Source organism: Chromatiaceae bacterium, assembly GCA_024235395.1.
In the GTDB taxonomy this organism is placed as follows: Bacteria; Pseudomonadota; Gammaproteobacteria; order Chromatiales; family Chromatiaceae; genus Thiosocius.
This window is the reverse complement of sequence record JACKMK010000001.1, coordinates 1,086,302-1,109,610: the sequence shown is the minus strand read 5'-3', so window position 1 is coordinate 1,109,610 and position 23,309 is coordinate 1,086,302. Positions and strand designations below refer to the sequence as shown.

General features: G+C 64.7%; 17 protein-coding genes. 7 read left to right on the top strand and 10 right to left on the bottom strand.

Features of this window, described 5'->3' with window-relative positions; all coding sequences use genetic code 11:
- Nucleotides 1–6 precede the first annotated feature (6 nt).
- Entirely contained in the window at nucleotides 7–1,233 is a 1,227-nt protein-coding gene (gene dctP, locus H6955_05225; GenBank protein ID MCP5312934.1) for a TRAP transporter substrate-binding protein DctP, read from the bottom strand.
- 378 nt (nucleotides 1,234–1,611) lie between these two features.
- On the opposite strand from dctP, the gene H6955_05220 reads away from it, so the two are divergent.
- Entirely contained in the window at nucleotides 1,612–3,222 is a 1,611-nt protein-coding gene (locus H6955_05220) for a choline dehydrogenase (GenBank protein MCP5312933.1), read from the top strand.
- Nucleotides 3,223–3,344: 122 nt separating this feature from the next.
- Here the strand turns inward: H6955_05220 and H6955_05215 are convergent, their stop codons facing one another.
- From H6955_05215 to H6955_05205, 3 genes are all read right to left on the bottom strand, one after another.
- Nucleotides 3,345–4,544 carry a YbfB/YjiJ family MFS transporter gene (locus tag H6955_05215; GenBank protein MCP5312932.1) on the bottom strand — a complete coding sequence of 400 codons (1,200 nt, stop codon included), beginning with the start codon at nucleotides 4,542–4,544 and terminating at the stop codon, nucleotides 3,345–3,347.
- Between the two features lie 137 nt (nucleotides 4,545–4,681).
- The gene (locus H6955_05210; protein MCP5312931.1) at nucleotides 4,682–5,377 is read right to left on the bottom strand and encodes a DUF599 domain-containing protein; all 696 of its coding nucleotides are present in this window, start codon (nucleotides 5,375–5,377) and stop codon (nucleotides 4,682–4,684) included.
- 16 nt (nucleotides 5,378–5,393) lie between these two features.
- Nucleotides 5,394–6,179 carry an IclR family transcriptional regulator gene (locus H6955_05205; GenBank protein ID MCP5312930.1) on the bottom strand — a complete coding sequence of 262 codons (786 nt, stop codon included), beginning with the start codon at nucleotides 6,177–6,179 and terminating at the stop codon, nucleotides 5,394–5,396.
- A gap of 449 nt (nucleotides 6,180–6,628) precedes the next feature.
- On the opposite strand from H6955_05205, the gene xsc reads away from it, so the two are divergent.
- The 3 genes from xsc (at nucleotide 6,629) to H6955_05190 (ending at nucleotide 11,297) form a co-directional block, all read left to right on the top strand.
- Nucleotides 6,629–8,383, top strand: a complete 1,755-nt coding sequence (gene xsc / locus H6955_05200; GenBank protein ID MCP5312929.1) for a sulfoacetaldehyde acetyltransferase — start codon at nucleotides 6,629–6,631, stop codon at nucleotides 8,381–8,383.
- Nucleotides 8,384–8,526: 143 nt separating this feature from the next.
- Nucleotides 8,527–9,747 carry an acetate/propionate family kinase gene (locus tag H6955_05195; GenBank protein MCP5312928.1) on the top strand — a complete coding sequence of 407 codons (1,221 nt, stop codon included), beginning with the start codon at nucleotides 8,527–8,529 and terminating at the stop codon, nucleotides 9,745–9,747.
- Nucleotides 9,748–9,830: 83 nt separating this feature from the next.
- Nucleotides 9,831–11,297, top strand: coding sequence for an NAD-dependent succinate-semialdehyde dehydrogenase (locus H6955_05190; protein ID MCP5312927.1), 1,467 nt, complete (start codon nucleotides 9,831–9,833; stop codon nucleotides 11,295–11,297).
- A 147-nt stretch (nucleotides 11,298–11,444) separates the two neighbouring features.
- Here the strand turns inward: H6955_05190 and H6955_05185 are convergent, their stop codons facing one another.
- Nucleotides 11,445–12,257 (bottom strand): toll/interleukin-1 receptor domain-containing protein, encoded by an 813-nt coding sequence (locus H6955_05185; protein MCP5312926.1) that lies wholly within the window; start codon nucleotides 12,255–12,257, stop codon nucleotides 11,445–11,447.
- Between the two features lie 373 nt (nucleotides 12,258–12,630).
- Between H6955_05185 and H6955_05180 the strand changes: the two genes are divergently transcribed.
- The gene (locus tag H6955_05180) at nucleotides 12,631–13,008 is read left to right on the top strand and encodes a hypothetical protein (protein MCP5312925.1); all 378 of its coding nucleotides are present in this window, start codon (nucleotides 12,631–12,633) and stop codon (nucleotides 13,006–13,008) included.
- A 269-nt stretch (nucleotides 13,009–13,277) separates the two neighbouring features.
- Nucleotides 13,278–13,916: a PEP-CTERM sorting domain-containing protein gene (locus tag H6955_05175; protein MCP5312924.1), complete on the top strand. Its 639-nt coding sequence runs from the start codon at nucleotides 13,278–13,280 to the stop codon at nucleotides 13,914–13,916.
- Nucleotides 13,917–14,047: 131 nt separating this feature from the next.
- Here the strand turns inward: H6955_05175 and H6955_05170 are convergent, their stop codons facing one another.
- The 5 genes from H6955_05170 to H6955_05150 all read right to left on the bottom strand — a co-directional run bounded on the left by H6955_05170 (nucleotide 14,048) and on the right by H6955_05150 (nucleotide 21,720).
- On the bottom strand, nucleotides 14,048–14,269 hold the full coding sequence (locus H6955_05170) for a hypothetical protein (protein MCP5312923.1): 222 nt from the start codon (nucleotides 14,267–14,269) through the stop codon (nucleotides 14,048–14,050).
- 213 nt (nucleotides 14,270–14,482) lie between these two features.
- Complete coding sequence (locus H6955_05165; GenBank protein ID MCP5312922.1) at nucleotides 14,483–16,141, bottom strand: tetratricopeptide repeat protein; 1,659 nt, start codon at nucleotides 16,139–16,141, stop codon at nucleotides 14,483–14,485.
- Nucleotides 16,138–17,967 carry a CRTAC1 family protein gene (locus tag H6955_05160; GenBank protein MCP5312921.1) on the bottom strand — a complete coding sequence of 610 codons (1,830 nt, stop codon included), beginning with the start codon at nucleotides 17,965–17,967 and terminating at the stop codon, nucleotides 16,138–16,140. The genes H6955_05165 and H6955_05160 overlap by 4 nt, the downstream gene beginning before the upstream one ends.
- A complete protein-coding gene (locus tag H6955_05155) occupies nucleotides 17,951–20,740 on the bottom strand; it encodes an aspartate phosphatase (protein ID MCP5312920.1) in 2,790 nt (929 codons plus the stop codon). The genes H6955_05160 and H6955_05155 overlap by 17 nt, the downstream gene beginning before the upstream one ends.
- Before the next feature lie 368 nt (nucleotides 20,741–21,108).
- The gene (locus H6955_05150; protein ID MCP5312919.1) at nucleotides 21,109–21,720 is read right to left on the bottom strand and encodes a hypothetical protein; all 612 of its coding nucleotides are present in this window, start codon (nucleotides 21,718–21,720) and stop codon (nucleotides 21,109–21,111) included.
- A gap of 326 nt (nucleotides 21,721–22,046) precedes the next feature.
- On the opposite strand from H6955_05150, the gene H6955_05145 reads away from it, so the two are divergent.
- Nucleotides 22,047–23,294, top strand: a complete 1,248-nt coding sequence (locus tag H6955_05145) for an outer membrane beta-barrel protein (protein MCP5312918.1) — start codon at nucleotides 22,047–22,049, stop codon at nucleotides 23,292–23,294.
- Nucleotides 23,295–23,309: the final 15 nt, after the last annotated feature.

Below are 23,309 nucleotides of genomic sequence, written 5' to 3'. Positions count from 1 at the left end.
GGCGGCTTACGCCTTCCACCACCGGCGCGGCGGGACGTTGACGGCGGGCAGGTCTTTCGGGATCTCGCGGGCGACGTCGTAGATCTCTTTGTAGGTGTCGTGTCCACCCGACCACTTGTTCAGACGCTCGCGCCATTCCTCCCACGGTTTCGGATTGAATTCGGGAGAGCACATCTCCTCGGCCTTGCGCAGCTCGGCGTCCGACAGTGTGGCGACGCGGACGTTGTTCTCGGCAAAGATGGTGCCGGGTTTCTGCGGGTTGGTTGCACCGACCACCTCGTACAGCGCCGCCTCGTTCATGCCCTGGGTGTAGATCTGTGCGAGGTAGGCGGACTCCATCACGTCGTCCTGCAGGTCGGAACCGAGCTTGTCGAACACCGGCAGGCTCATCGACGTATGCTCGGTGCCACAGAAGAACTGCAGGTCGACGCACTGCGAGACGACGGGTGCCATGCCCGCGTAGGCCACGGCACCCATCCAGGTCTCGGCGCCGTCGATCAGGCCCTGCTTGAGTCCGTCGAGCGTCTCTTCCCAGGCGATCGGCACCGGGTTGAGGTTCATCAGTTCCATCGCGATGCGGCCGAGCTGCGTGCCGGTGACGCGGTTCTTGGTGCCGGCCAGCTGTTCCACCGAGGTGATGGTCGGCTTGTCTTTCCACTTCAGGCCCAGCTGGATGCCGCGCAGTTCGCAGTGCGTGAACAGGAACTGCAGCTTGTGGCGCTGGCGTAGCGGTTCGCGCAGCAGCGCCTCGCTCTTCGGGCTGTAGAAGAAGTGGAACTGCGCGGCGCGCGACGGAAACATGTAGGCATAGTCCAGCACGTTCAGGTAGGGCGCGCCGCCCGCGGAGTTCTGGGTCGATGCCGAGTAGATGTCGACGATACCCTGTTGGGTCTTCTTGACACAGTTCGTCTGTCCACAGATCTGGTTGCTGCCGATGAACTCGACGCGAATCGCACCGTTGGTGCGGTCCTCGAGATCCTTGGCGAAGAACAGCTGGGCGGATTTCTGGATATCCAGGTTCTTCTCGTTGAACCCGGATGCGCCAAACTTCAGCTCGAACTTTGGTTTGACGGCGGCACGCTTACTGGCGGTGCTCTCGGCGGCGCTCGCCAGTTGTGACAGCGTCGCGCCGGCTCCGAGGGTCCCCGCTGCCAGCAGCGTCGAGGTCATGCCGAAGTGCGCGGACACCTTCATGAAGTCACGCCGTGAAAACTGCTTGGACTCGTCGGTCATTGTGTTCACTCCTCAGTTGTTGGTGGGGCACCGTGCCGTCGGTGATTGTTCTTGTGTGGCCTTTTGCAGTGCTCGGACGACGGCCGGTGGCTTTCGGTATGGATCACATCGGGACTCGGTCCGCACTACGCCGCTTCCCGAAAAAGGTGGGCGACACCAGGCCGACCCCACGGGGAAGGCCTTAAAAGTGAATCCATGAGGCTCAGTTATAGTTGCTATATGGGTTGAAAGCAATGCTTGACGCAAAAAAATGATTCAACTAGGCTCAAAAACTGTTATCACCCCGATCCGTCCGTGCGCAGCGGGCCGTGACGGGGCCGGTGGTCCGATGCCTGTCGGGGACCGATCGGGTCGGCCTGCAGCTACGCGAGGAGCGATATGAGCAGCACTGAACAGCGGTACGATTACATCGTGGTCGGCGCGGGTTCGGCTGGCTGCGTCCTGGCCAACCGCCTGTCCGCGGATCCGGCCAACCGTGTGTTGCTCGTCGAGGCCGGGGGATCGGATATCAATCCGTGGATCCATATCCCGGTGGGGTATTTCAAGACGATGCACCATCCGGCAACCGACTGGTGCTACATGACCGAACCGGACATTGGGATCGCCGGTCGGCGGCTGCAATGGCCGCGCGGCAAGGTGCTGGGAGGTTCAAGTTCGCTCAACGGTCTGCTGTACGTGCGCGGCCAGCCTGCGGACTACGACCGCTGGGCGGACCTGGGCAACAGGGGCTGGTCGTACGCGGACGTGCTGCCCTACTTCAAGAAGTCCGAGGACCAGGAGCGCGGCGCCGACGAGTATCACGGTGTGGGTGGTCCCCTGAAGGTCGCGGACCTGCGCCTGCGACGACCCATCGCCGATTTCTTCATCAAGGCGGCGACGCAGGTCGGTATTCCTTACAACAGGGATTACAACGGCGCCACGCAGGAAGGCGTGAGCTATTTCCAGCAGACCGCCCACAAAGGTTTTCGCTGGAGCACCGCCAAGGGGTTTCTGCGCCCGGCGCGCCAGCGGACCAACCTGACGGTGCTGACCCGGGCACAGACCACGCGGGTGCTGTTCGACGGCGACAGGGCGATCGGTATCGAGTACCTCAAAGGCGGCCGGCTTCAGCAGGCCAGGGCGGACCGCGAGGTGGTCCTTTCGACGGGTGCGATCGGTTCACCGCAGATACTGCAGCTCTCGGGTGTCGGTCCGAAGGCTCTGCTGGACAGGGTGGGCGTGCCCGTCGTGAAGGACCTCCCAGGAGTCGGTCGCAACCTCCAGGATCACCTGCAGATCCGGCTCGTGTTCAAGACGAGTCAGCGCACCTTGAACGACGAGGTCAACAACATCTTCAAGCGGGCCTGGGTAGGCCTGCAATACATCGTCAGCCGAACCGGGCCGCTGACGCTGGCGGCAAGCCAGGTGGCGATCTTCACCCGTTCGAAGCCGGATGTGGAACGCCCGGACATCCAGTTCCACATGCAGCCCCTGAGCGCGGACAAGCCGGGCGACGGCGCACACAAGTTCTCCGCTTTCACCTCGTCGGTCTGCCAACTGCGCCCGCACAGCCGTGGGTACATCGAGATCAAATCAAAGGATCCATTGGAGCATCCGGCGATCCACCCCAATTACCTGTCGGATCGACGCGATCAACAGGTCGCGGTCGACAGCATCAGGGTCGCCAGACGGATCTCGGAGGCACCCGCGCTGGCACCGCACATCATCGATGAATACGTGCCGGGCAGACAGTATCAGACCGACGAGGAGTTGCTCGAGGCCGCGCGCCGATACAGTCAGACGATCTACCATCCGACGAGTACCTGCAAGATGGGACACGACGAGATGGCCGTGGTCGACGACCGGCTGCGCGTACACGGCGTCCACGGCCTGCGTGTCGTTGATGCGTCGATCATGCCGGAGATCGTCTCCGGCAATACCAATGCCCCGACCATCATGATCGCGGAAAAGGCCTCCGACATGATCCTCGAGGATGCCGCTCGACAATGAGCCCCCAATCGTAGGGCGCGCCCGTGTCGCATTGCTTTCCGCCGGCGCGACCATGCGGGCGGCGACGGCGGTGACGACCAGGCCCCGCAGGGCCGGTCAGTGCGGTTCGACCGGCGCCTGGGCTATCTGGGTACGCCGCCCGGGGTCTGCAACTCTTCGGCGTGGCGCGACTTCAACAGCAGCATGCACGCGGTGCCCAACAGCATCACGAATGCCGCCAGGTACAGTCCGTCGGCATAGCTTCCATCGCCTTTGGCGAGCTGGCCGGTGATTGCCGGTGCGGCGATCTGGGCGACCCCGTAGGAGATCGTCATCTTGCCCATCATCTTGGCCGGCCGGGTCGGGTAGAAACGCCCCGCCATCGTCAGTACCAGGCTGACGATGCCGATGAAGGTCCCGCCGAACAACACGGCGCCGACAAGTGTCATGCCGAGGTTCGGTGTCAGCACCGGCAGCAGGATGCCGGCGATCTGCAATGCGAAGGCCCAGATCATCGCGTTGATCTCGCCGCTGCGTCGCGCGATCAGGTCCCAGACGATGCAGGCAGGCGCAGCGGCGAGCCCGAGCACCATGAAGGTCCAGGCCCCCTTGCCCTGCATGCCCGGCAGGTCGTCGACGATCGCGACGATGAAGGTTGCGCTGACCACGTAACCGACCCCGGCGCAGAAATACGCCGCCATGAACAGTCGTACGAAGGCCGCGCTCGGCGGACGGTCGACCATGATGGTGCCTTTGCGGGTGACAGACAGGCTCTCCGGGCGGGGTAGCCAGGCCCACGCCGGGACCGCCAGCAGTGCGCCGATCGCGGTGAGCAGCATCCACTGCTCGCGCCAGTCGAACGTCGGGTGCATCAGTTCGACGGCAACGGCACAGAAGGCGATGCCGAGGCCGACGCCGGCGAAGTGGATGCCGAGTTCGCTGCGGTGATCGTGGCGGATCAGCCAGTGCAGGATCAGCCCCGAGCCGAGCAGCAGGCCCGCGGCGCTGCTCAGTCCGGCGAAGAAGCGCATGGCAGACCACAACCACAGGTTCTGGGCGAGCGCCATGCCCAGCGTCGTCAGCAGTGCGACGATCAGCCCGATGCGGTACAGCCTGTCCTTGAGCACTACGTCGCTGATCAATGAGGCGATGACGGCGCCGCTCAGGTAACCCATGTAGTTGATCGCCGCCAGCCAGCCGCCCTCGGCAACGCCGAGTCCTGCCTGTTGCTGCATCAGCGGCAGCAGTGGCGTATACGCGAAGCGCGCAATGCCGAGCATCAGCACCAGGCTGATGATGCCGGCCGAGAGGACCTTCAGGCGTTCGGTCTGTGGGTTTGTCATCGCGCGGCGTTCGCCGGTATCACGCCAGCGAACGGGGTGTCTTGTTTCGGCACCCGGCAGAAAGCCACGCCGTCATCGGCTCTCCACGCGGAAAACAGTGGGCAGCGAGGCGTCGCATCTGCACGGTCTGCATACCGTCAGCTCAGGATCGACAGGGCCTTGGAATGAAACTCGCGGCGATAGAGCACCACGATCACCCAGACGATCGCCAGCAGGAACACCCAGGTGTTGAAGAACCAGCTCAACTCGGCGAGGGCAAAATAATAGGCGCGCATGCCGTCGTTGAAGTGGCGCGCCGCAAGATTGCTCAGCCGTGCGAGGCGCTCGGCCTGCTGGCGGCCATTCCTCTCGGCGACCTTGTCCGGCATCGGGATCGCCGCTACCAGGATGGCGCAGTACGAATGTTGCCGGATCGACCAGGTGAACTTGAAGAACGCGTAGACAAAGATCATCGCGAGCACCGCCACCTTGAGTTCCCACAGCGCGAGCGGCATCTCGCGGGCAAACGGAATCTCCCGGAACAGCTGGTTGACCTGATCGCCCGTGCCGAGCAGCGCGACCGTACTGGCGAGTATCAGCAGCGTGGTCGATGCAAAAAAGGTCTCTTTGCGTACCAGGCCGTTGATGACCTGGCTGTCGACGATACGGTTGTCGCGCTCGAGGATCGACGCCGTCCACTGCTCGCGCACCCGGTTCATGGCCGCTAGCAGGCCGCGCCGGTCATTGATGTTGCGTCGCTTGGTGTAAACGACGTACGACGTCCAGCTACCGACGAATGCGACCAGGGCAATGACGTCGAGGACCGGAAACAGCTGCGTGCTGGGGTCGCCCATCCCGTCGCACCACCGTTCAGGCGGCGTCTTCCTCGTCGCGCTGCTGGCATTCGGATGCAGCCATCCGCGCGGCCGCACGGCGCAAGGTCGGCAGGTATTGACGCAACTCGTCGAGTGACTTGCGCACCGACGGCGCGTGGATCGCGATCGCGAAACACACCTGGTTGTCTTCGCCGATGACCGGTACCGCGATGGCTACCATGCCCTCGAGGTATTCGCCGCTGTCGTACCCGACGCCTTCGTCGGCAATCCGCTTCAGTTGAGCCTCCAGGAGTTCGCTGTCGGTGATCGTCAGGTCCGTATGCCGTTGCAGCGTCAGGCTGTCGAGCAGGCGTCGGCGTGCGGCCGGCTTCATGCTGGCGAGAAACAGCTTGCCGGTCGCGGTGCAGTACAGCGGCAGGTGAGAACCCACCGGCAGATGGATGCGGTAGGGCCAGTTGGTCTCGATGCGGTCGAGGTAGACGATCTCGTTGCCGTCGAGCATCGTCAGGTTGCAGGTCTCACCGACTTCCTTGGACAGGTCCTGCAGGATCGAGCGACGGCCGGCCCCCAGCACCGAGTTCGACATCGTCGACATCGCCAGCCGACGCAGCCGCTTGCCGCCGGTGAAACGCTTGCCGCCCGGTTCGCGTTGCAGCAGCCCTTCCTCTTCGAGTTGTTGGCAGATGCGGTGCACGGTGGCCTTGGGCAGGTCGAGTTCCTCGGCCAGGAAGGCACTCGACACCGGCCGGTCGGCCTCGACGATCTTTTCGACGATGGCAAAACCGCGGATCAGCGTGGACTGGGTGCCACTGTCTTTCATGCCTTTCTGCTTCCCTCGGGAACCGGCGCCGTCGCGTTACCCGGTATGCCACTGCCAAGGGCGGCGGGGGCCGGGTGCGCTCGGCCATCAACCACGACAATACAAGCATAAAAGATACAAAAAGTCCTGATTTTTTTAGAAATTGAAGAGAATTTGCTGGTTGGTGCCAAAAAATGAGATCCACTGACCGCCGCCTTTCCTGCCAGGGGGCGGTCGCCGAGACCGCAAGCCGGCCGTGGCGCGATGGATCCGCGGTGCGTGCGTATCGGCACTCAATGAGGTTTAGCGACCCGTCGGATAAAGAAACGATTGATCTTGAATTTCGCTTCATTCATCCCTGGAAAAATGACTTGACATTAAAAATGAGACAACTAATCTCATAAACACAAAATTATAGCGCCCCGTACAAGGGCGCTTTTTTCGGATGAGGAGAGAGTCCAATGGCCCGAATGACCCCGAGTGAAGCATTCGTCGAAACCTTGGCCGCCAACGGTGTCACCGACATGTTCGGCATCATGGGATCGGCGTTCATGGACGCGATGGACATCTTCGCCCCGGCCGGCATCCGCCTGATCCCGGTGGTGCACGAGCAGGGCGCCGCGCACATGGCGGACGGCTATTCGCGTGTCAGCGGGCGTCATGGCGTGACCATCGGCCAGAACGGTCCCGGCATCAGCAACTGCGTGACCGCGATCGCCGCGGCCTACTGGGCGCACAGCCCGGTGGTGCTGATCACCCCGGAGGCCGGCACCATGGGCATCGGCCTGGGTGGTTTCCAGGAGGCCAATCAGTTGCCGATGTTCCAGGAGTTCACCAAGTACCAGGGCCATGTCTGCAACCCGCGGCGCATGGCCGAGTTCACAGGCCGCTGTTTCGACCGCGCGATGGCCGAGATGGGGCCGACCCAGCTGAATATTCCGCGTGACTTTTTCTACGGCGACATCGATGTCGAGATCCCGCAGCCGCAGCGTCTCGACCGGGGGCCGGGCGGAGACAAGAGCCTGACCGAAGCCGCCGACCTGCTGGCCAAGGCCGAGTTCCCGGTCATCATCTCCGGTGGCGGCGTCGTGATGGCTGACGCGGTCGAGGAGTGCAAGGCACTGGCGGAGCGCCTGGGCGCGCCCGTCGTCAACAGCTATCTGCACAATGATTCGTTCCCGGCCAGCCATCCCCTGTGGTGTGGCCCGCTGGGATATCAGGGCTCGAAGGCGGCGATGAAACTGATCGCCAAGGCCGACGTGGTGCTTGCGCTCGGCTCACGCCTCGGTCCGTTCGGCACGCTGCCGCAGCACGGCATGGACTACTGGCCGAAGAACGCCAAGATCATCCAGGTCGATGCGGACCACAAGATGCTCGGCCTGGTGAAAAAGATCTCGGTCGGCATCTGTGGCGACGCCGGTGAGGCCGCGAAGGCGCTGAGCGCGCGGCTTGCCGACCGCACCCTGGCCTGCGATGCGACACGCGATGCCCGTTCCAGCGAGATCACGGCCGAGAAGGCTGCATGGGAAAAAGAGCTGGACGAATGGACGCATGAGAAAGACCCGTTCAGCCTCGACATGATCGCCGAACAAGAGGCCGAACCCGGCAACTACCTGCATCCGCGCCAGGTGCTGCGCGAGCTGGAAAAGGCGATGCCGGCTGACGTGATGGTGTCGACCGATATCGGCAACATCAACTCGGTCGCCAACAGCTACCTGCGGTTCGAGCGGCCGCGCAGCTTCTTCGCGGCGATGAGCTGGGGTAACTGCGGTTACGCCTTCCCGACGATCATCGGCGCCAAGGTCGCCGCACCCGACCGTCCGGCGATCTCGTACGCGGGTGACGGCGCCTGGGGCATGAGCATGCAGGAGACGCTGACCTGTGTGCGCCACGACATACCGGTGACCGCGGTGGTGTTTCACAACCGCCAGTGGGGCGCGGAGAAGAAGAACCAGGTCGACTTCTACAACCGTCGCTTCGTCGCCGCCGAACTCGAGAACGAAAGCTGGGCAAAGATCGGGCAGGCGATGGGCGCCGAGGGCATCCGCGTCGATCGGCTCGAAGACGTCGGTCCGGCGTTGCAGCGTGCGGTCGACATGCAGATGAACGCCGGCAAGACCTGCATCCTCGAGATCATGTGTACGCGCGAACTCGGCGACCCGTTCCGCCGCGACGCACTCAGCAAGCCGGTCCGTTACCTGGAGAAATACAAGGACTTCGTCTGAGTCCAGGCGCGAGCCGTACGATTCCCTCGATCCTCCTTTAAGGAAGGCTTGTCGGGAACCTCGTCCCCCGGGGTTCCCTTTTTTTTCGATGGACCGGGGCGGGGTGCTAGTTTCCACCAGGGGCAAAGCGACGGAGGAGACGAATGGCGGACAGCGGGGTCTTGGTTCTGAACGCCGGCTCATCGAGCCTCAAGTTTGCGGTGTTTCGGATCGGTGAACAGGCGGATGCTGATGCAGCGCTGATGCGTGGCCAGGTGGCCGGTATCGGTTCCAAGCCGGTGTTCAGCGCCGCGGTCAACGGTGCGCAGGCGGACAGCGGGCCGCCCCCCGCGAACCTCGGGGAGATCGCCGACCATCAGCAGGCGATCTCGGTCGCGCTCGGTTGGGTCGATGCGCATGCCGACGGTCTCGACCTGATCGGTGTCGGCCATCGTGTCGTGCACGGCGGTCCGGACCGGCGTCAGCCGGCCCTGGTGACACCGCGGCTGCTGCAGGAACTCGACGCGCTGTCGCCCCTGGCGCCGCATCACCAGCCGCACAATCTGGCCGCGATCCGCGCGGTTGCCGAATCGGCGCCGGACCTGCCACAGGTGGCCTGTTTCGACACGGCATTCCATGCCTCACAGGACCCGGTCGCGCGCTTGTTGCCGTTGCCACGCCCGCTGCGCGACCAGGGGCTGCAAAGGTACGGCTTCCATGGCCTGTCCTATGAATTCATCACCGCTGCGGTTCCGGCCTATAACGGCGGTGTCCTGCCAGGGCGCCTGATCGTCGCCCATCTGGGCAACGGCGCCAGCCTGTGTGCGATCCACGACGGCCGGTCGGTCGCCACGTCGATGGGGTTCTCGACGCTGGACGGGTTGTTGATGGGGACCCGCTGTGGCGGCATCGACCCGGGCGTGTTGTTGCATCTGATGCGTGAGCAGGGCATGGACGAGGCGGCACTGTCACACCTGCTGTACAACGAGAGCGGCCTGCTCGGCGTGTCCGGCATCAGTGCCGATATGCAGGTACTGCTCGGCAGCGACGAGCCGGCGGCCGCAACAGCGGTCGATCTGTTCTGTTACACGCTGGTGCGCGCGGTCGGTTCGATGGCGGCGGCGCTGGGCGGCGTCGACGCGATGGTCTTCACCGGCGGTATCGGTGAGCACGCCGCGGCGGTTCGCGACAAGGTCTGCGCCCAGTTGACCTGGCTGGGGTTGGACTGCGATGCGGCCGCGAACGCGGCCGGCGGTCCACTGATCACGACGCCGAACAGCCATCTCAAGGCCTGGGTGATCCCGACCAACGAGGAACTGATCATCGCCCGGCATGCCGCGCGACTGATCCGCGCATCGGTCCGCCAGCCCGTCCGGGCCCGATGAACCGCGAGGCGGCCGAACGACCGACGCGCGCAGGTCGGGTAGGACGTACGGCGCGCGATTGTGCACGAGGGGGATGAACCGAAATGACCACCGAATGGCTTCAAGATACCGCGCTGCTGCGCGATGCCGCATTCATCGACGGCCAGTGGGCCGCGGCCGACAGCGGGGCACGTTTCGCCGTGCTCAATCCCGCGGACGGCGCAGAGCTCGCCCGGGTCGCGGATCTCGGTGAGCGCGAGACACTCGCCGCGATCGAGGTCGCCAATGCCGCCTGGCCGGGTTGGCGTGCCCTCACCGGCAAGGAGCGGGGAGCGATCCTGCGGCGTTGGTTCGATCTGATCAGCGTGCATCGCGAGGACCTCGCGCACCTGATGACCGCGGAGCAGGGCAAGCCGCTCGCCGAGGCACGCGGCGAGGTCACCTATGGCGCGTCTTTTGTCGAATGGTTTGCCGAGGAGGCCAAGCGCATCTACGGCGACGTGATCCCGGCCGCGATCTCTGACCGGCGTTACCTGGTGGTCAAGCAGCCGGTCGGTGTCGTGGCGGCGATTACGCCTTGGAACTTCCCGATCGCGATGATCACCCGCAAATGCGCACCGGCCCTGGCGGCGGGCTGCACCGTGGTGGTGAAGCCGTCGGAACTCACGCCGTTGTGCGCACTGGCGCTGGCCGAACTCGCGCAGCAGGCCGGCATTCCGAACGGTGTGTTCAATGTGATCACCACCACGGACGCCGCGACGGTCGGTGGCGTGCTGACCGCAAGCCCGGTCGTGCGCAAGCTGTCCTTCACCGGCTCGACCGCGGTCGGCAAGCGCCTGTATCGCGATTGTGCGGACACCGTGAAGAAGGTGTCGCTGGAACTGGGTGGCAACGCGCCGTTCATCGTGTTCGACGATGCCGACCTCGACGCGGCGGTGGCAGGCGCCATGGCCTCCAAGTACCGCAACGCCGGTCAGACCTGCGTGTGCGCCAACCGGCTGTTGGTGCAAGACGGCATCTATGACGCCTTTGCCCGCAAGCTGGCCGACGCGGTCGATGGGCTGCAGGTCGGCGACGGCATGGCCGAGGGAACCCACCAGGGACCGCTGATCAACGAGGCAGCGGTCCGCAAGGTCGAGGCGCATATCGCCGATGCCGTGGACAAGGGCGCACGGGTCCTGTGCGGCGGACAACGGCATGCGATCGGTGGGACCTTTTTCCAGCCGACCATCCTCGCCGATGTCACATCGCAGATGCGGGTCGCCAGCGAAGAGACCTTCGGACCCGTGGCACCTTTGTTCAGGTTTCACAGCGAAGAGGAAGCGGTGAGCATGGCCAACGACACCGAGTATGGCCTCGCCGCGTATTTCTACAGCCGCGATATCGGCCGGGTCTGGCGTGTCGCCGAGGCGCTGGAGTACGGCATGGTCGGCATCAACGAGGGGATCATTTCCACCGAGCTGGCGCCGTTCGGCGGGGTCAAGGAATCCGGGCTCGGCCGCGAGGGTTCGTACTACGGCATCGACGAGTTCGTCGAGATCAAGTACCTGTGTATGGGGGGGCTGGCCTGACGGCGTCGGCGATCGACTGCAGTCCCCGTGGCATCGCAGATCGCGGTCCCATGGGCCGCTGAACGGATCACCGCGTTGTTGCGGCATGCACAAGGGGGCGACACGACGCGCCCGGTTCGCCGTCACGCGAGACCGGAATGCCCAGGGTCACCGGCCGAGCGAGTCAATGATGTTGCGTGCCGTTCGGTTGTACCGGTCGATGACCTCCCTGGGCGGCAGCTGGGCGGGGCGCACCCGGGTCAGCGTCGATTGGGACTCGACCAGCCGTGACGCGCTCGGGGTGTCGACGCGCACCCGTGCCGGGGGCGTCTGCGATGTCGAGGTGGTCCGCGGGCGAGCGAAATCGCCGCCGGTCGTCGAGCCGCTGTCGGCGATCTGCGCCAGGCCGGCGAGTCCGGCGCTGCCGATTGCCGACACGACCGCGATCCGCCGCAGCCAGCTCACCGACCGCGAATACCGGCGCCAGCCACCGTCGCCCGTCGCCGCCTTTCTCCAGCGCCTTCCTGGTTTGCGCTCGAGTGCCGCGACCAGCACGTCGACATCCGCATGAAAGCGTTCGTCGCTGCAGCTGAACGCCTGGCGGGTCGCCAGTGCCTGCAGATCGAGCGGCAGGCGGCCGCGAACCGGCATCGACGCACGCCGGAACAGCACCGGGATAACGGTCTTGCCCTGCTGCAGTGCGGTCGCGATCTCGATGCGTACATAGTCGTCGTCGAGGTGGAGTCGCGGGCGACCATGGGCGTCGGCGGCGTCGAGCCAGCCTGGACCGATCAGCACCAGCACGACGTCTGCGGTGTGGATGCGGGCGTCGATCGTGCGCGCGAAATCGTCGCCCGGTTCGATATGGTCGACGTCGATGAATACCTGCGGCGCACCGAAGTGCGACGCCAACCGGTCGTACAACCGACCGGCATAGCCGCTCGTGTCGCTGCGGCGATAACTGATGAACACGCTGGTCATGTCCGTTTCTCCGCCTGGGTTAACGACATTCAGCGTACCGGGTCGCATTGTCACCGCTTGTGGCGTATTCACGTCCTCGGTGTGTCGTTGTCGACCGGCCGACGGCACCTTTTGCGGTCGGCGGCGCCAGCGGTGAAGTTGCGGGGAGGCGGGCGCCGTCATGTGAATCCGCTCCTGCGCGGCAGCGCAGGTTCGCGCACGGTGCCTTTTCCGGAGCGGTATTCGCACCGGTCACGTGCGATTCCTTTGACTTTGGTCAGATCGACACGGTGCATTGGCGGCAAAATAAACTTCGCGTATGAAGGGCGGTGCGAAGGTGGACATCGACCCGGATTCTGACCACAGCGTTTCGATAGAAAAGGGAGGGATATCCATGCGTGACTTCGCCAAGACATTGATCGCCGGTGCCATTGCCGGCAGTGCGCTGCTCGCCGGTTCGGCCGGTGCCTTCTGGAACGATTGGGGTGGCGGACCCTGGTCCGGCGGCGGTCCCTGGTACGGTGGCGGTGGCCCCTGGGGTTATGGCGGCGGGTATCCGTACTCCGGCGGCTGGGGTGGCGGCCCTTGGGGTTACGGCGGCGGTTATCCGTATTACGGGGGCTGGGGTGGCGGCTATCCGAACTACGGTGGTTGGGGTGGCGGTTACTATCCTGGCTATGGCGGCTGGGGTGGTTACCCCTACGGTGCGACCTACAGCTATCCGACGACGACTACCAGCAAGCAATCGAGCAGCAGCAAGTCCAGTAAGTAACTGGAACGTTTTGCCAAAAAAAGCGCGCCTGCGGGCGCGCTTTTTTTTTGCACACACCCTTACGATGCTGGTTTGGAACAAAGATAAGGATTTTTGAGGATTGAAAACCCCAATGTGTCGATAATGTTTACGTTTTGCGCTCCGAGAAAAATGAGAATTGTTGGCAAGCAGAAGATTTATATAGAAAATTTTAGTCTGGCGCGAAAAATGCTTTAATAATATCGAAACCCGATTTTCGCATCACAATCGGTCGACAAGGAGCGCGTACCGTGGACATTCGCACATCTCTCGTCACTCTTTCCGCCGTGCTTTCGCTGGGCGTCAGTTCGATGTGTCAAGCGGCCATCGTTCAAGTGTTCGACTCGGCCAGCCTGTCCCCGGATCCGTTCAGACTGCACGATTTTGAGACCATCACGGGCGGTATCGGCGCGACCTACAGTTCGGGTTCCGGCATCCGCACTGTATCTTCCGGAGGGGCCTCATCGGGCGTTACGACTTCTGGCGTGAACGTGCTGACGACCAACGGTTTCCCTGAGCCGATCAACATCACCTTCGACGCGCCCGCCTCATCGGTAGGCCTGTTCTTCGGCAACGACGAACCCAGCGCTGGGACCTTTGACGCATTCCTGGACATCTACGATGCCACCGGTTTGATCGGCAGTGTCTCTGTAACGGCAAATGGCAACGACTTTGTGGACCAGTTCATCGGGTTCAACAGCGACGAGCTGGTGACCGAGGTGAGTATCCGCTACGGAGACGGCACCGACGTTGCCTTGTTCACCGTCATCGACGACGTGCAATTCAACGTCGCTGCCGATGCGGACGTGCCCGAGCCGGCCGCGCTGGCCCTGCTTGGCCTCGGGTTCGTGGGGCTGGGTTACCAGCGGCGCAAGCGCCAGGCGATCTGACAATCGCTGAATGTCAGCGTAACGGCCCCGCTTCGGCGGGGCTTTTCGTTGGGGCGGAATATCTGGGCGATCGGCCGGTGAATTGGACTGCCGCGGAGCCCGGGTTTACGCCGGCATGGTGATGCGACCCGCTACCGGTCGCGCTCACGCACCGAGCGCTCGGTGCGTTCCATTTGCTGACTGGCGTTTGCGGCGCCCTGTTTGGCCTCGTCGAGCATCCCCTTGTAGGCGTCGCCCACCTGGCCGCCGAAGGACTTCTGTTGCTGGGATGCCTGATGAGACGCCGGCTGGTCCTGGCCACATCCGGTCAGCAGCGACACCAGTGCCACCGATACGAGTATTCGCAAGTTCATTGTTTCACCCCTGGCTGGCCAGCCCTGCAAGTTGGAGACATGCGCATTCTGCACGGCCATCTCTCTAACGGCCAATTGCACCGGCGCTTTACCGGCGGGCGCCGGACGGACCACCGATGAGTGCCATGCAGGGGTTGAGAAAGGTCGCTGCCGTCCGGCAGGGGACCGGACGGCGCGAAAAGCGCAGCGGGTCCCTGACCACCGGGCAGATGTTCAGTAAGGTTGTCCGGCGGGGTAGTTGCGCATCACCGGTTCCGGGTCGGCCGGCCCCGGCCGAAACATCGGGTCGTAGCGCGTCCACGGCGTACCCGGCAGGCGCCCGGCCCGGTAGTCATCTGCGGTCTGTTGCAGCACCGCCACTTCGGCCCAGTTGCCTGTCATCCGTGCCCACTCGATCAGGCCCTGCTGCACCTGCAGTGCCTCTCCGAAGTCGCCTGCCGCCGCCAGACTCAAAGCCAGCAGTTCGGCATGCGGCGGGATCGGTTGCTCGGTGTTGAGTGTGGTGGCGATCTCGACTGCGCGAGCGGGGTCGGCGACCGCCGCGTCGTCCGAGGTGGCCAACAGGGTGGCGAGCAGGTAACGAAACACCGGCGGTTCGGGGAAACGCCTGTCGAACGCGACCAACCTGTCGCGTAGCAGCGAATCGTCCGTGCCCGCATTGCGCAGCGCCCCCCAATAGTGCAGCAACAGCGGCAACTCGGTCGCGCCGGCGGCGATCGCGCGTTCGAAATGCAGCGCGGCGTCGCCGAAGTCGCCGCGTCGCAGATACAGATCGGCCAGGTAGCTCGATGCGCCCGCATGTGCGGGATCGCTGGCCAACACGGCCCGGTAACTCGCGACCGCCGTTGCGGTATCACCGGCGGCGTCCTGCATCACCGCCAGCAGGAACCGCGGCAGGGTCTGGTCCGGGTCTTCGGCGACCGCGCGGTGCAGGGCATCAGCGGCCGCCTTTTTTTCGCCGGAGAGCCACAGTGCGCGTGCAAACGAAGTGCGTGCGCGTACGTTGCCCGGCTCTGCGTCAAGTCCGGCGGCGAACCCCGCTGCGGCCGCTGCATAGTCGCGGCGTTTGACCGCGGCGACACCCCGTTCAAACTGGAATCGTGCGCCGGTCTGTAACGAGCGCAGGCCCTCGATCAGCGGATCCGTGAAGCGTGGCTTGATCGCGCCGCGCTGTGCCAGGTGCGTGCGTGCCGCGTCGCGCCGGCCCAGCCCAATCAAGGCCTGGCCCAGCGGGTAATGCACCGCATCGGCATCGGGTTGCAGCTGCAGGACCTCGTCGAACCTCGCCGCGGCATCACCCCATTGGCGCTCGAGCAGGTCGATCTGGCCGAGGCCGTACAGTGCGGCAGCACGCAGCGCCGCATCGTCGGCCGCCTTCGTGTAGGCGGTGCGTGCCTCGGCAAGCCTGTTCAGGCCGAGCAGGGCCTCGCCACGGCGCAGCGCCAGGCTGGGGAAGTCGGGGTCGATCCGCTCCGCCTCGGTCAGCAGATCCAGCGCCTGTGCCGCCTCGCCCTGTTCGAGCGCGATGTGGGCGGCAAAGTACGCCCACCGGAGATTCTGCGGATCGAGGGCGCGTGCGTTGCTCAGCGCCAGTTCGGCCCCGGCATACAGGCGGTGCGCCGCATACAGCACGCCGAGCCGACCGTAGATCGCGGCGAGCGCATCCGCTTCCGTGTCCGTGGCTGTCAGCAACTGATCGAGCCGGTCGCGCGTCTCCCGGATGCGCTCGACGTCTGCCGTTTCGAGTTCGTCGAGACGTTGCGCCGGAATCGGCACCAACAGCTCCGCCCAGGTTCGTGGGGTCTCGGTCAATGCACCGGCGGCTGCCGCCGTGGCAGCGAACAGCAGCAGTGCCGCGACGATGCACCTCATTGTGTCTCTTCCTGCGTGACGGTCATCAGCCGATCGATGCCTGTCACCGGCACCCGCTGCACCTGGCCGCCCGGCCAGGTCACGCTGAGTTCGTCGACCGAGGTCGCCGTGCCGAGACCGAAGGTGAGCGGCAGCTCGACCTGGCTCAGATAGCCGCGGCTCGGATTGAGGTAGCGGTACTGGGTCACCCCGGCCGCACGTAGCACGACCTCGGCACCGAGACCGTCACGGTTGGCGCGTGTGCCGACCAGTTTGACGCGCAACCAGTGATGGCCGGTGAACTGGTCGTTGCGCAGCAGTACCGCGCGCCGCCCGTTCTGTACGATCGCGAGGTCGAGATCACCGTCGCCATCGATGTCGGCGTAGGCCGCACCACGTCCGACCATCGCCTGTCGCAGGTCGGCGGTACTGTCGAGCAACTGGAATCGCTGTGCGCAGTCGTTGCCACAGTTCCAGAACAGCTGGGCCGGCTGTGCATAGGTCTGGCTGGGATGGACGCGATTGATCTCCTTCTCGAGGTGTCCGTTGGCCTGGAACAGATCCAGACGACCGTCGAGATCGACGTCGAGGAACAATACCGCGAAGGTCAGCGCCTGGCGCGAATCCGGTCCGAAGCCCTCGAGCACCGCCTCGTCGACGAAAGGACCGCGGCCGTCCAGGGTGACGAACAGCGAGCTCATCTCGTTCGCGAAGTTGCCGATCGCGATACCGGTGTCGGCGTCGTTGCGAAAACGCGCGATGTCGATCCCCATGCCGGAGGTCGCCTTGCCTTCGCGGTCGAACGCGATCCCCTCGAGTACGCTGACCTCGTCGAAGCGTCCGTCGCCGCGATTCTGGTAGAGAAAATTGCGCGTGGTGTCGTTGGCGACGACGATGTCGCCCCAGCCGTTGCGGTCGATATCGGCGATGCCGACCGCCAGCGCCTTGCCCGCCGGATGTCGGTCGTCGCCCTCTGTGAGTGCGATCCCCGCGGCCTGGCTCACCTCGCTGAAGCGACCATCCCCATCGTTGCGATACAAGCGGTTCAGCGCGCCGGTGTGGTGTTCGGGGCCGCCATAGGCGCGACCCAGACCGGCCAGCCGGAAATCGATCTCGAGGTCGATCGCGCGGGTCCAGGTGATGTAGTTGCCGACGAACAGGTCGAGGTCGCCATCGTTGTCGTAGTCGATGAACGCGGTACCGGTGCTCCAGTCCTCGGGATTCCCGGCGACGCCGGTCGCCACGGTGACGTCGACGAAACGGCCGCGCTCGTTGTGCAGCAGCCGGTTCGGTCCCAGGTTGGACAGATACAGGTCCTGCCAGCCGTCGTTGTCGTAGTCGCCGACCGCGACCCCCATGCCGTACTGGTCGAACTCGAGTCCCGCCTCGACGGTCACGTCGGTGAAACGTTCATTGCCGTCGTTGCGGTACAGGCGGCCGCTGGTGGTCCGATGCGCGGCCTTGTCCGGCCAGTAGGTCGCGTTTACGAGGTAGAGATCGGGATCCCCGTCGTTGTCGTAATCGAAGAACGCCAGGCCGCTGCCCATGGTCTCGGGTATCAACTTGTCGCCGTAGGCACCGTTGACGTGTTCGAACTCGATCCCGGCCGCGGCAGTGATGTCGGTGAACGGCACGACCGGCGGGGTACTTGGTGTTCGCCCTGCCGCGGTCTCGTGAACCGGCGCGGCGATGATCGCCTCCTCGACCGCGACGGGTGCCTGGGTATCGCGCCCCAGCCACCACGCCAGTGCGCCGATCATGGCGACGGCCGCGATCAGCGCCAGTGACCGGCGGAACGCACGGGCGATCCGCGCCTCGCCGCCGTGGTCTTCAGCTTCCGTGCGCATCGCTGGTTCCCATGGGCGTTCCGGCTGGCCGCACGGCGTAGTGCGCGGGTACGTCAAGACCGTAGGCGCCGGGGCGCTGCAGGTCGTAGATGGCGACCGGGTCGGCGGCATGGTCGGCGGCCGGATGGCGGCGACGGTGGCTCGCCACCGCACGTTCGACGGCGTGATCGTCGGGTCGGTACTCCTCGACCCGCGCGCGATGCATGCTCGCGCGCCCGGTATCGCCGATGTCCGCGTATACCAGTGCCAGGTTGACGTGCGCACTGAGATCCTCGGGATCCTGGGTCAGCACGCGTTCGAACTCGTCGCGCGCCTCGCCGAGCAGTGCCCGTCGGTGTTCGGCATTGGCGCTGCCGCGCGCCTGGCGGGCGCGTTCGTACAGCGTTCGGCCAAGCATGTTGCGCGCACGATAGTCGAAGCTGAAGTCGAAGCCGCGCGCCGCGGCCTCGGTAAACCGCGTAGCAAGCAATGCGCGCAGCGTGTCGATCGCCTGATCGAGGTGGCCGTTTTCGCGGTCCACGGACGCGGTCAGCCAGGCACGCGTCCAGGGCCGGAAATCGGGATGGTCTTCTGCGGCGCGCTGGAGCGCCGCGGCAGCATCGTCGATCCGACCCTCCTTGAGATAGACGCGTGCGAGATTGAGCGGTCCGTCCGCTCGTCCCAGTGCCTCCACCTGCTTGAAGGCCTGCTCGGCCTGACGAAGCGCGCTGCGCTGCGCCTCCCCGGCAAGCAACAGGCCGATGCCGTAGTCGTTCCAGCGTTCCCACAGTGGCGGCCGGTCATCGCGCGAGGCTTCTGTCGGGGCCGCGGCGGGACCGGTCGCTACCACAACGCGGTCCGACGCCAGTGTGACCACGGGAAGATGGTTGCCCTCGAACCGTACGCCCTGCACGTGCTTCAGGTAGGTTGTGTCGAACTTGCGGTAACGCAGCGCGGCATCGATCGTGATCGGTCCACGCACGTCGTCCGGGATCTCGAACAGGTAGTGCACGACGGCCGCCGCACCGGGAGGGATCTGGTGGTTGTACAGCGCCACGAAGGTGTCCTGGCCGTTACGTCGATCGAGCCGCTCGCCGTCCTTGGTGAGTACATAGGCGTTGACGAAATACGACCACGGATCCACCTCTCCATCGGGACCGAGATCCCCGCTGCGACCGATGATCCGGTCGCCGGCGCGCACGCTGAGGTCGACCCACAATTCGTTCGAGTCCGCGGTGCCCTGGGTCAGATGGTGCCCGACGCGCAGGTTACGTATCACTGCCTCCACCAGATAACGTTGGCCGGGTTCGAGCGTGGATCCGGAGCGGTCGAGTGGGGCGAGTAACTCGCCGTCGATCACGCCCGCAGCGCGCACGCCGAAGATGTCGATGCGTGCGGCGCCTTCGAGCATCCGCCGGTGTGCAGCGATCGTCTGCGCGGGCAGACCGAGCGTGTGAGCCAATCCGGTATTGGCCGCGGGGAACAGGTGACTGTGGATCTTGCGCGTGCCGCTGCCGTCGAAGTCGCGAGCGGCCGGATCATCCGACGCCTCGAGTGGCATGTGGCAGGTCGCGCAGGCCGTGGTCGCGCGCGGCGGATAGTAGAAGCTGTCGACCCGATGCCCCGGGACGCCGGACTGCATGAAACTGTCGAAGTGATTCTGTGCGCGCAGCCACTTGTAGTCGTTCACCGCCCTCGGCAGGTGCGCTTTGTGGCAGGAGCCGCAGAACTCCGCGGTCGAGTGCATCGGCTTGAGAAAGCCTTGCTTGTGGTGTGCCGGTTTGGCCTTAATCAGTTGGCGATTGATCGCCTTGAGCAGCGGATTGTCACTGTCTTCGAAGGGATAACGCACTGGCTCGGCGATCGTGAAATCGGCATTGCCACGCACACTGTTGACCGCGGTGATCGCGTGGCAGCTGGTGCAGGTGACACCGGCATGTGCGCTCGGATCGCCGAGGATGTCGAACGCCGGGTCATCGAACGCGCCGCTCAGCAGTGGTACCAGGTCGTGGCAGCCTGCGCAGAACTGTGCCTTGGCCACGCTGCCGATGCTTTCCATGGAAACCCGGCGCGTCTCCTGGACGCTGAAGCTGTAGAACGGGTTGTTGAACGAACTCAGGCGGTGCGCACTGGTCCGCCAACCGGAGGCGATGTCCGCATGACACTCGGCGCAGAAATCATCGGTCATCAGCGACCGCGCCGCCAACCGTTGACCGCCCGGCGTCGCTACCAGGGTGTTCGCAAAGGCCGGCTGTGCGGGTTGTTCCACCCGCGGTGTGGCGAGAAGTTTCCAGGCGACCATGCAGGCCGCAAAACCCGCAGCGACGCCCGCCCAGCGGCGGCCCGCTGCCCAGCGGATGCGACGACCGGCGAGGCGGTGCAGGATGAACAACCAGACTGCGGCGAACGGGGAGCCGACGTGCAACCAGTAGGCCACCCCACGCGCGCCGGGGTCATCGACCTCCAAGAACCCGAACCGGGTCAACAGCACACCGGACGCCAGCACCAGGATGCCGCTGGCAAACAGGGCAGCACCGGCACGGACCGCGTTGCGATTCGGGTGGTGTATCGCGCGCCGCAGATGCAGTGCACCGAACAGCAGAAACGGCAGGATCGAGAGCAACCCGAGCACCAGGTGCACCAGGAACATGTTGAGGTAGAAGAAGTCCTGGTAGGTCTCCGCGCGCAGATACTCGAGCAGTGTGATCGCGCCGAGATAGGACGAGTTGACGACCAACAGCGCAAACAGCAGGAACACCCCGCCGAGCAGGCTGCGCAGCCCTGCTCCGATCACGGGTGGTTTCCGCGCAGCAGTCGTTGTCGGGTTGCCGGCGTCCACTCGATTAACCTTCTTGACCTCTACTGCGCCCCCGATCGGGCGCCCGACCCCGGCCGGTTATGGGCCCGCAAGCCGCGGACGAGCCGATGCCGGGGCCACTATTTTCCCCGTCGCTGGTCGGTGCGTCGCCATTCGGGACGACGAAAATTCGCTTCGCTTTGACGTTCGTCAATTGGGCGTGGCGCGCTTCGGGCGCGAGGATGGGTCGGGAGTGCGTCGCGTGATCAGTGCGGTACACGTCGCGCGGGACCGGCGCGTGTCGCGCGGACAAAAAAAGGGGCCGCCGTCGTCCCTGACAGCGGCCCGCGTGGGGGTGGATGGGATCAGTCGACCGAACCGGCGCTGAGCTTCTGGCTGTTGAGCAGGCCGGACTGCGACTGGCTCATGCGGTTGACGGTGGCGTGTGCGTTGACCGAGCCGATCACGTTGGAACCCTCGACCGAAGCGATGTTGGCCTTCTGCTTGTTGAGCAGGCCGCTCTGGGTCTGGGTAGCCGAGTTGACGCGTGCATGCGTCTCGACCGAGCCGATCACGTTCGAGCCCTTGACCGAGCCGGCGTTGAACTCCTGCTTGTTGAGCAGGCCGCTCTGACGCTGCGAGACACGGTTGATGGTGCTGTGGGTCTCGACCGAGCCGATGACGTTGGAATCCTTGACCGAGCCGGCGTTGAGCTCCTGCTTGTTGAGCAGGCCGGACTGACGCTGGTCAGCGCGGTTGATGCGGGCGTGGGTCTCGACCGAGCCGATGACGTTGGAATCGCTGACCGAGGCGAAGTTGGCCTCCTGCTTGTTGAGCAGGCCGGACTGGGTCTGGCTGGCGCTGTTGATGCGGGCGTCGGTCTGCACGCTGCCGATCACGTTGGAAGCCGAGTGAGCGGCGCCAGCGGCGATGAACAGGGTGGCGAAAGCGGCGGCGAAGGTGGTTTTCTTGAACATGGTCTCTCTCCTGGTAACGATTGGTTGGTTAGTTCAGGTCGGTGTCAGTGCCGGCCTGTTGGAGAGAATCTTAGGGGCCGCCCGCAAAACTCCCATTGAACCAGGACGCACCCCCGGTGTGACTTTTTCACAGGGGGGCGCGGCGTCCGGCGGGATCGTTTCCGGGCAAATGCAACCTGACCGGACGCTCGATTTCTGGGAGACTCTGACCCCGCAGTGCCGCTGCACACCGCGAAGCAATCAGGAAGGTCAATGTCGTTCCGCTCTCATCCGAACGCCAAAGGCGGCGCAGCGCCGCACGGCGAGCGATGCACAAGGATGTATCGGTGAAGATCGCGCGCCGAATCATCATGCTGGTCTGCGTGTTTCCGGGCCTGGTCACGGCACAGGCAGATCCCTCGGTCGAAACAGCGCCCGAGGCGCACCAGACCGCAGGCATCGACGCTTCCGTCGAACTGACATGGCTGCACGACGACAACATCTTTGCCACGCCGAGCGATACAGTCGCCGATCAGGTCGTGCTGTTGACGCCGGCGTTGAACATGGCGCTGCACAGCGCCGATCTCGATATCACGACCGACCTCGGTGCCAACTTCGGTCGCCACCAGTCGAATCCGGGTGAAGACTTCGATGATTACTGGCTGACCGCCAAGGGGCGGTTGAAGGTCGATCGGCAGTTTCATCTGTTCGCCGGCATCGGTACGCGTCAGGGTCATGAACAGCGTGACTCTCCCGACGACGACCGAAGTGGCGAACAGCCCACGACCTGGCGCTCGCACAATGCCGACCTCGGCGCACTGTTCGGCCTCGGCGCCGATCGCCTGCGCGTCGGCGGTACCGTCGAGTCGCTGCGCTTCGACGATGTCCCACGTGTCGACGGGGTGTTGATCAACCGCGACCGGAACCGCGACAACTACGGGCTCGGGGTGCGCTTCGCACACGGTCTGTCGGCGAACGGGCGGGTATTCGCGCAGGCACAGTACGACGTCCGCAACTATGTCCAGGTGGTCGACAGCAACGGCTATGCGCGTGATTCTCACGGATACCGCGTCGCACTGGGTTTTCGCCAGGGCCAAGATGACGGTGACGCCATCGAGGCCTATCTGGGTTACCTCGCGCAGTCCTATGCGTCGAGCGCGTTTGACGATGTCCATGCGGCCGATTTCGGGTTGACGCTGTCGATGGGCGCCGGCCGGCTGGGCAACTGGTCGGTCGAGGTACGTCGCGAACTGATGGAGACCACCCAGGCGGGCGCATCCGGCTACCTGCAGACCGACCTCGATCTGACCCTGGATGTGCGCCTCAGCGATCGTTGGCAGTTGCGTTGCAACGCCTACTACGGGATATCCGACTATCAGCAGGTCGATCGTGACGACCGGGTGAAGGGGTTGAGCGCGCGTATCGAGTACAGCATTTCACCGGCTGTGTTCGCGGCGCTCGAATACGGCTGGACACAGCGCCGGGTCGACGACGCAAGCGCGCCGCCACCGGAATACGGCAGTGCCCTGGACTTCGACCGCAACCAGCTGTGGCTGACGCTCGGCGCCCTGTGGGGCGTCAGTGGCAATCGCTGATCCAAGGTTCGACGA

Excerpts from the sequence above, each read along its gene's own strand:
- xsc (MCP5312929.1), top strand. The coding sequence starts at position 6,629 with ATGACCCCGAGTGAAGCATTCGTCGAAACCTTGGCCGCCAACGGTGTC.
- H6955_05195 (MCP5312928.1), top strand. The coding sequence starts at position 8,527 with ATGGCGGACAGCGGGGTCTTGGTTCTGAACGCCGGCTCATCGAGCCTC.
- H6955_05210 (MCP5312931.1), bottom strand. The coding sequence starts at position 5,377 with ATGGGCGACCCCAGCACGCAGCTGTTTCCGGTCCTCGACGTCATTGCC.
- H6955_05150 (MCP5312919.1), bottom strand. The coding sequence starts at position 21,720 with ATGTTCAAGAAAACCACCTTCGCCGCCGCTTTCGCCACCCTGTTCATC.
- H6955_05160 (MCP5312921.1), bottom strand. The coding sequence starts at position 17,967 with ATGCGCACGGAAGCTGAAGACCACGGCGGCGAGGCGCGGATCGCCCGT.
- dctP (MCP5312934.1), bottom strand. The coding sequence starts at position 1,233 with ATGACCGACGAGTCCAAGCAGTTTTCACGGCGTGACTTCATGAAGGTG.
- H6955_05220 (MCP5312933.1), top strand. The coding sequence starts at position 1,612 with ATGAGCAGCACTGAACAGCGGTACGATTACATCGTGGTCGGCGCGGGT.
- H6955_05185 (MCP5312926.1), bottom strand. The coding sequence starts at position 12,257 with ATGACCAGCGTGTTCATCAGTTATCGCCGCAGCGACACGAGCGGCTAT.
- H6955_05180 (MCP5312925.1), top strand. The coding sequence starts at position 12,631 with ATGCGTGACTTCGCCAAGACATTGATCGCCGGTGCCATTGCCGGCAGT.
- H6955_05215 (MCP5312932.1), bottom strand. The coding sequence starts at position 4,544 with ATGACAAACCCACAGACCGAACGCCTGAAGGTCCTCTCGGCCGGCATC.
- H6955_05165 (MCP5312922.1), bottom strand. The coding sequence starts at position 16,141 with ATGAGGTGCATCGTCGCGGCACTGCTGCTGTTCGCTGCCACGGCGGCA.
- H6955_05205 (MCP5312930.1), bottom strand. The coding sequence starts at position 6,179 with ATGAAAGACAGTGGCACCCAGTCCACGCTGATCCGCGGTTTTGCCATC.
- H6955_05170 (MCP5312923.1), bottom strand. The coding sequence starts at position 14,269 with ATGAACTTGCGAATACTCGTATCGGTGGCACTGGTGTCGCTGCTGACC.
- H6955_05190 (MCP5312927.1), top strand. The coding sequence starts at position 9,831 with ATGACCACCGAATGGCTTCAAGATACCGCGCTGCTGCGCGATGCCGCA.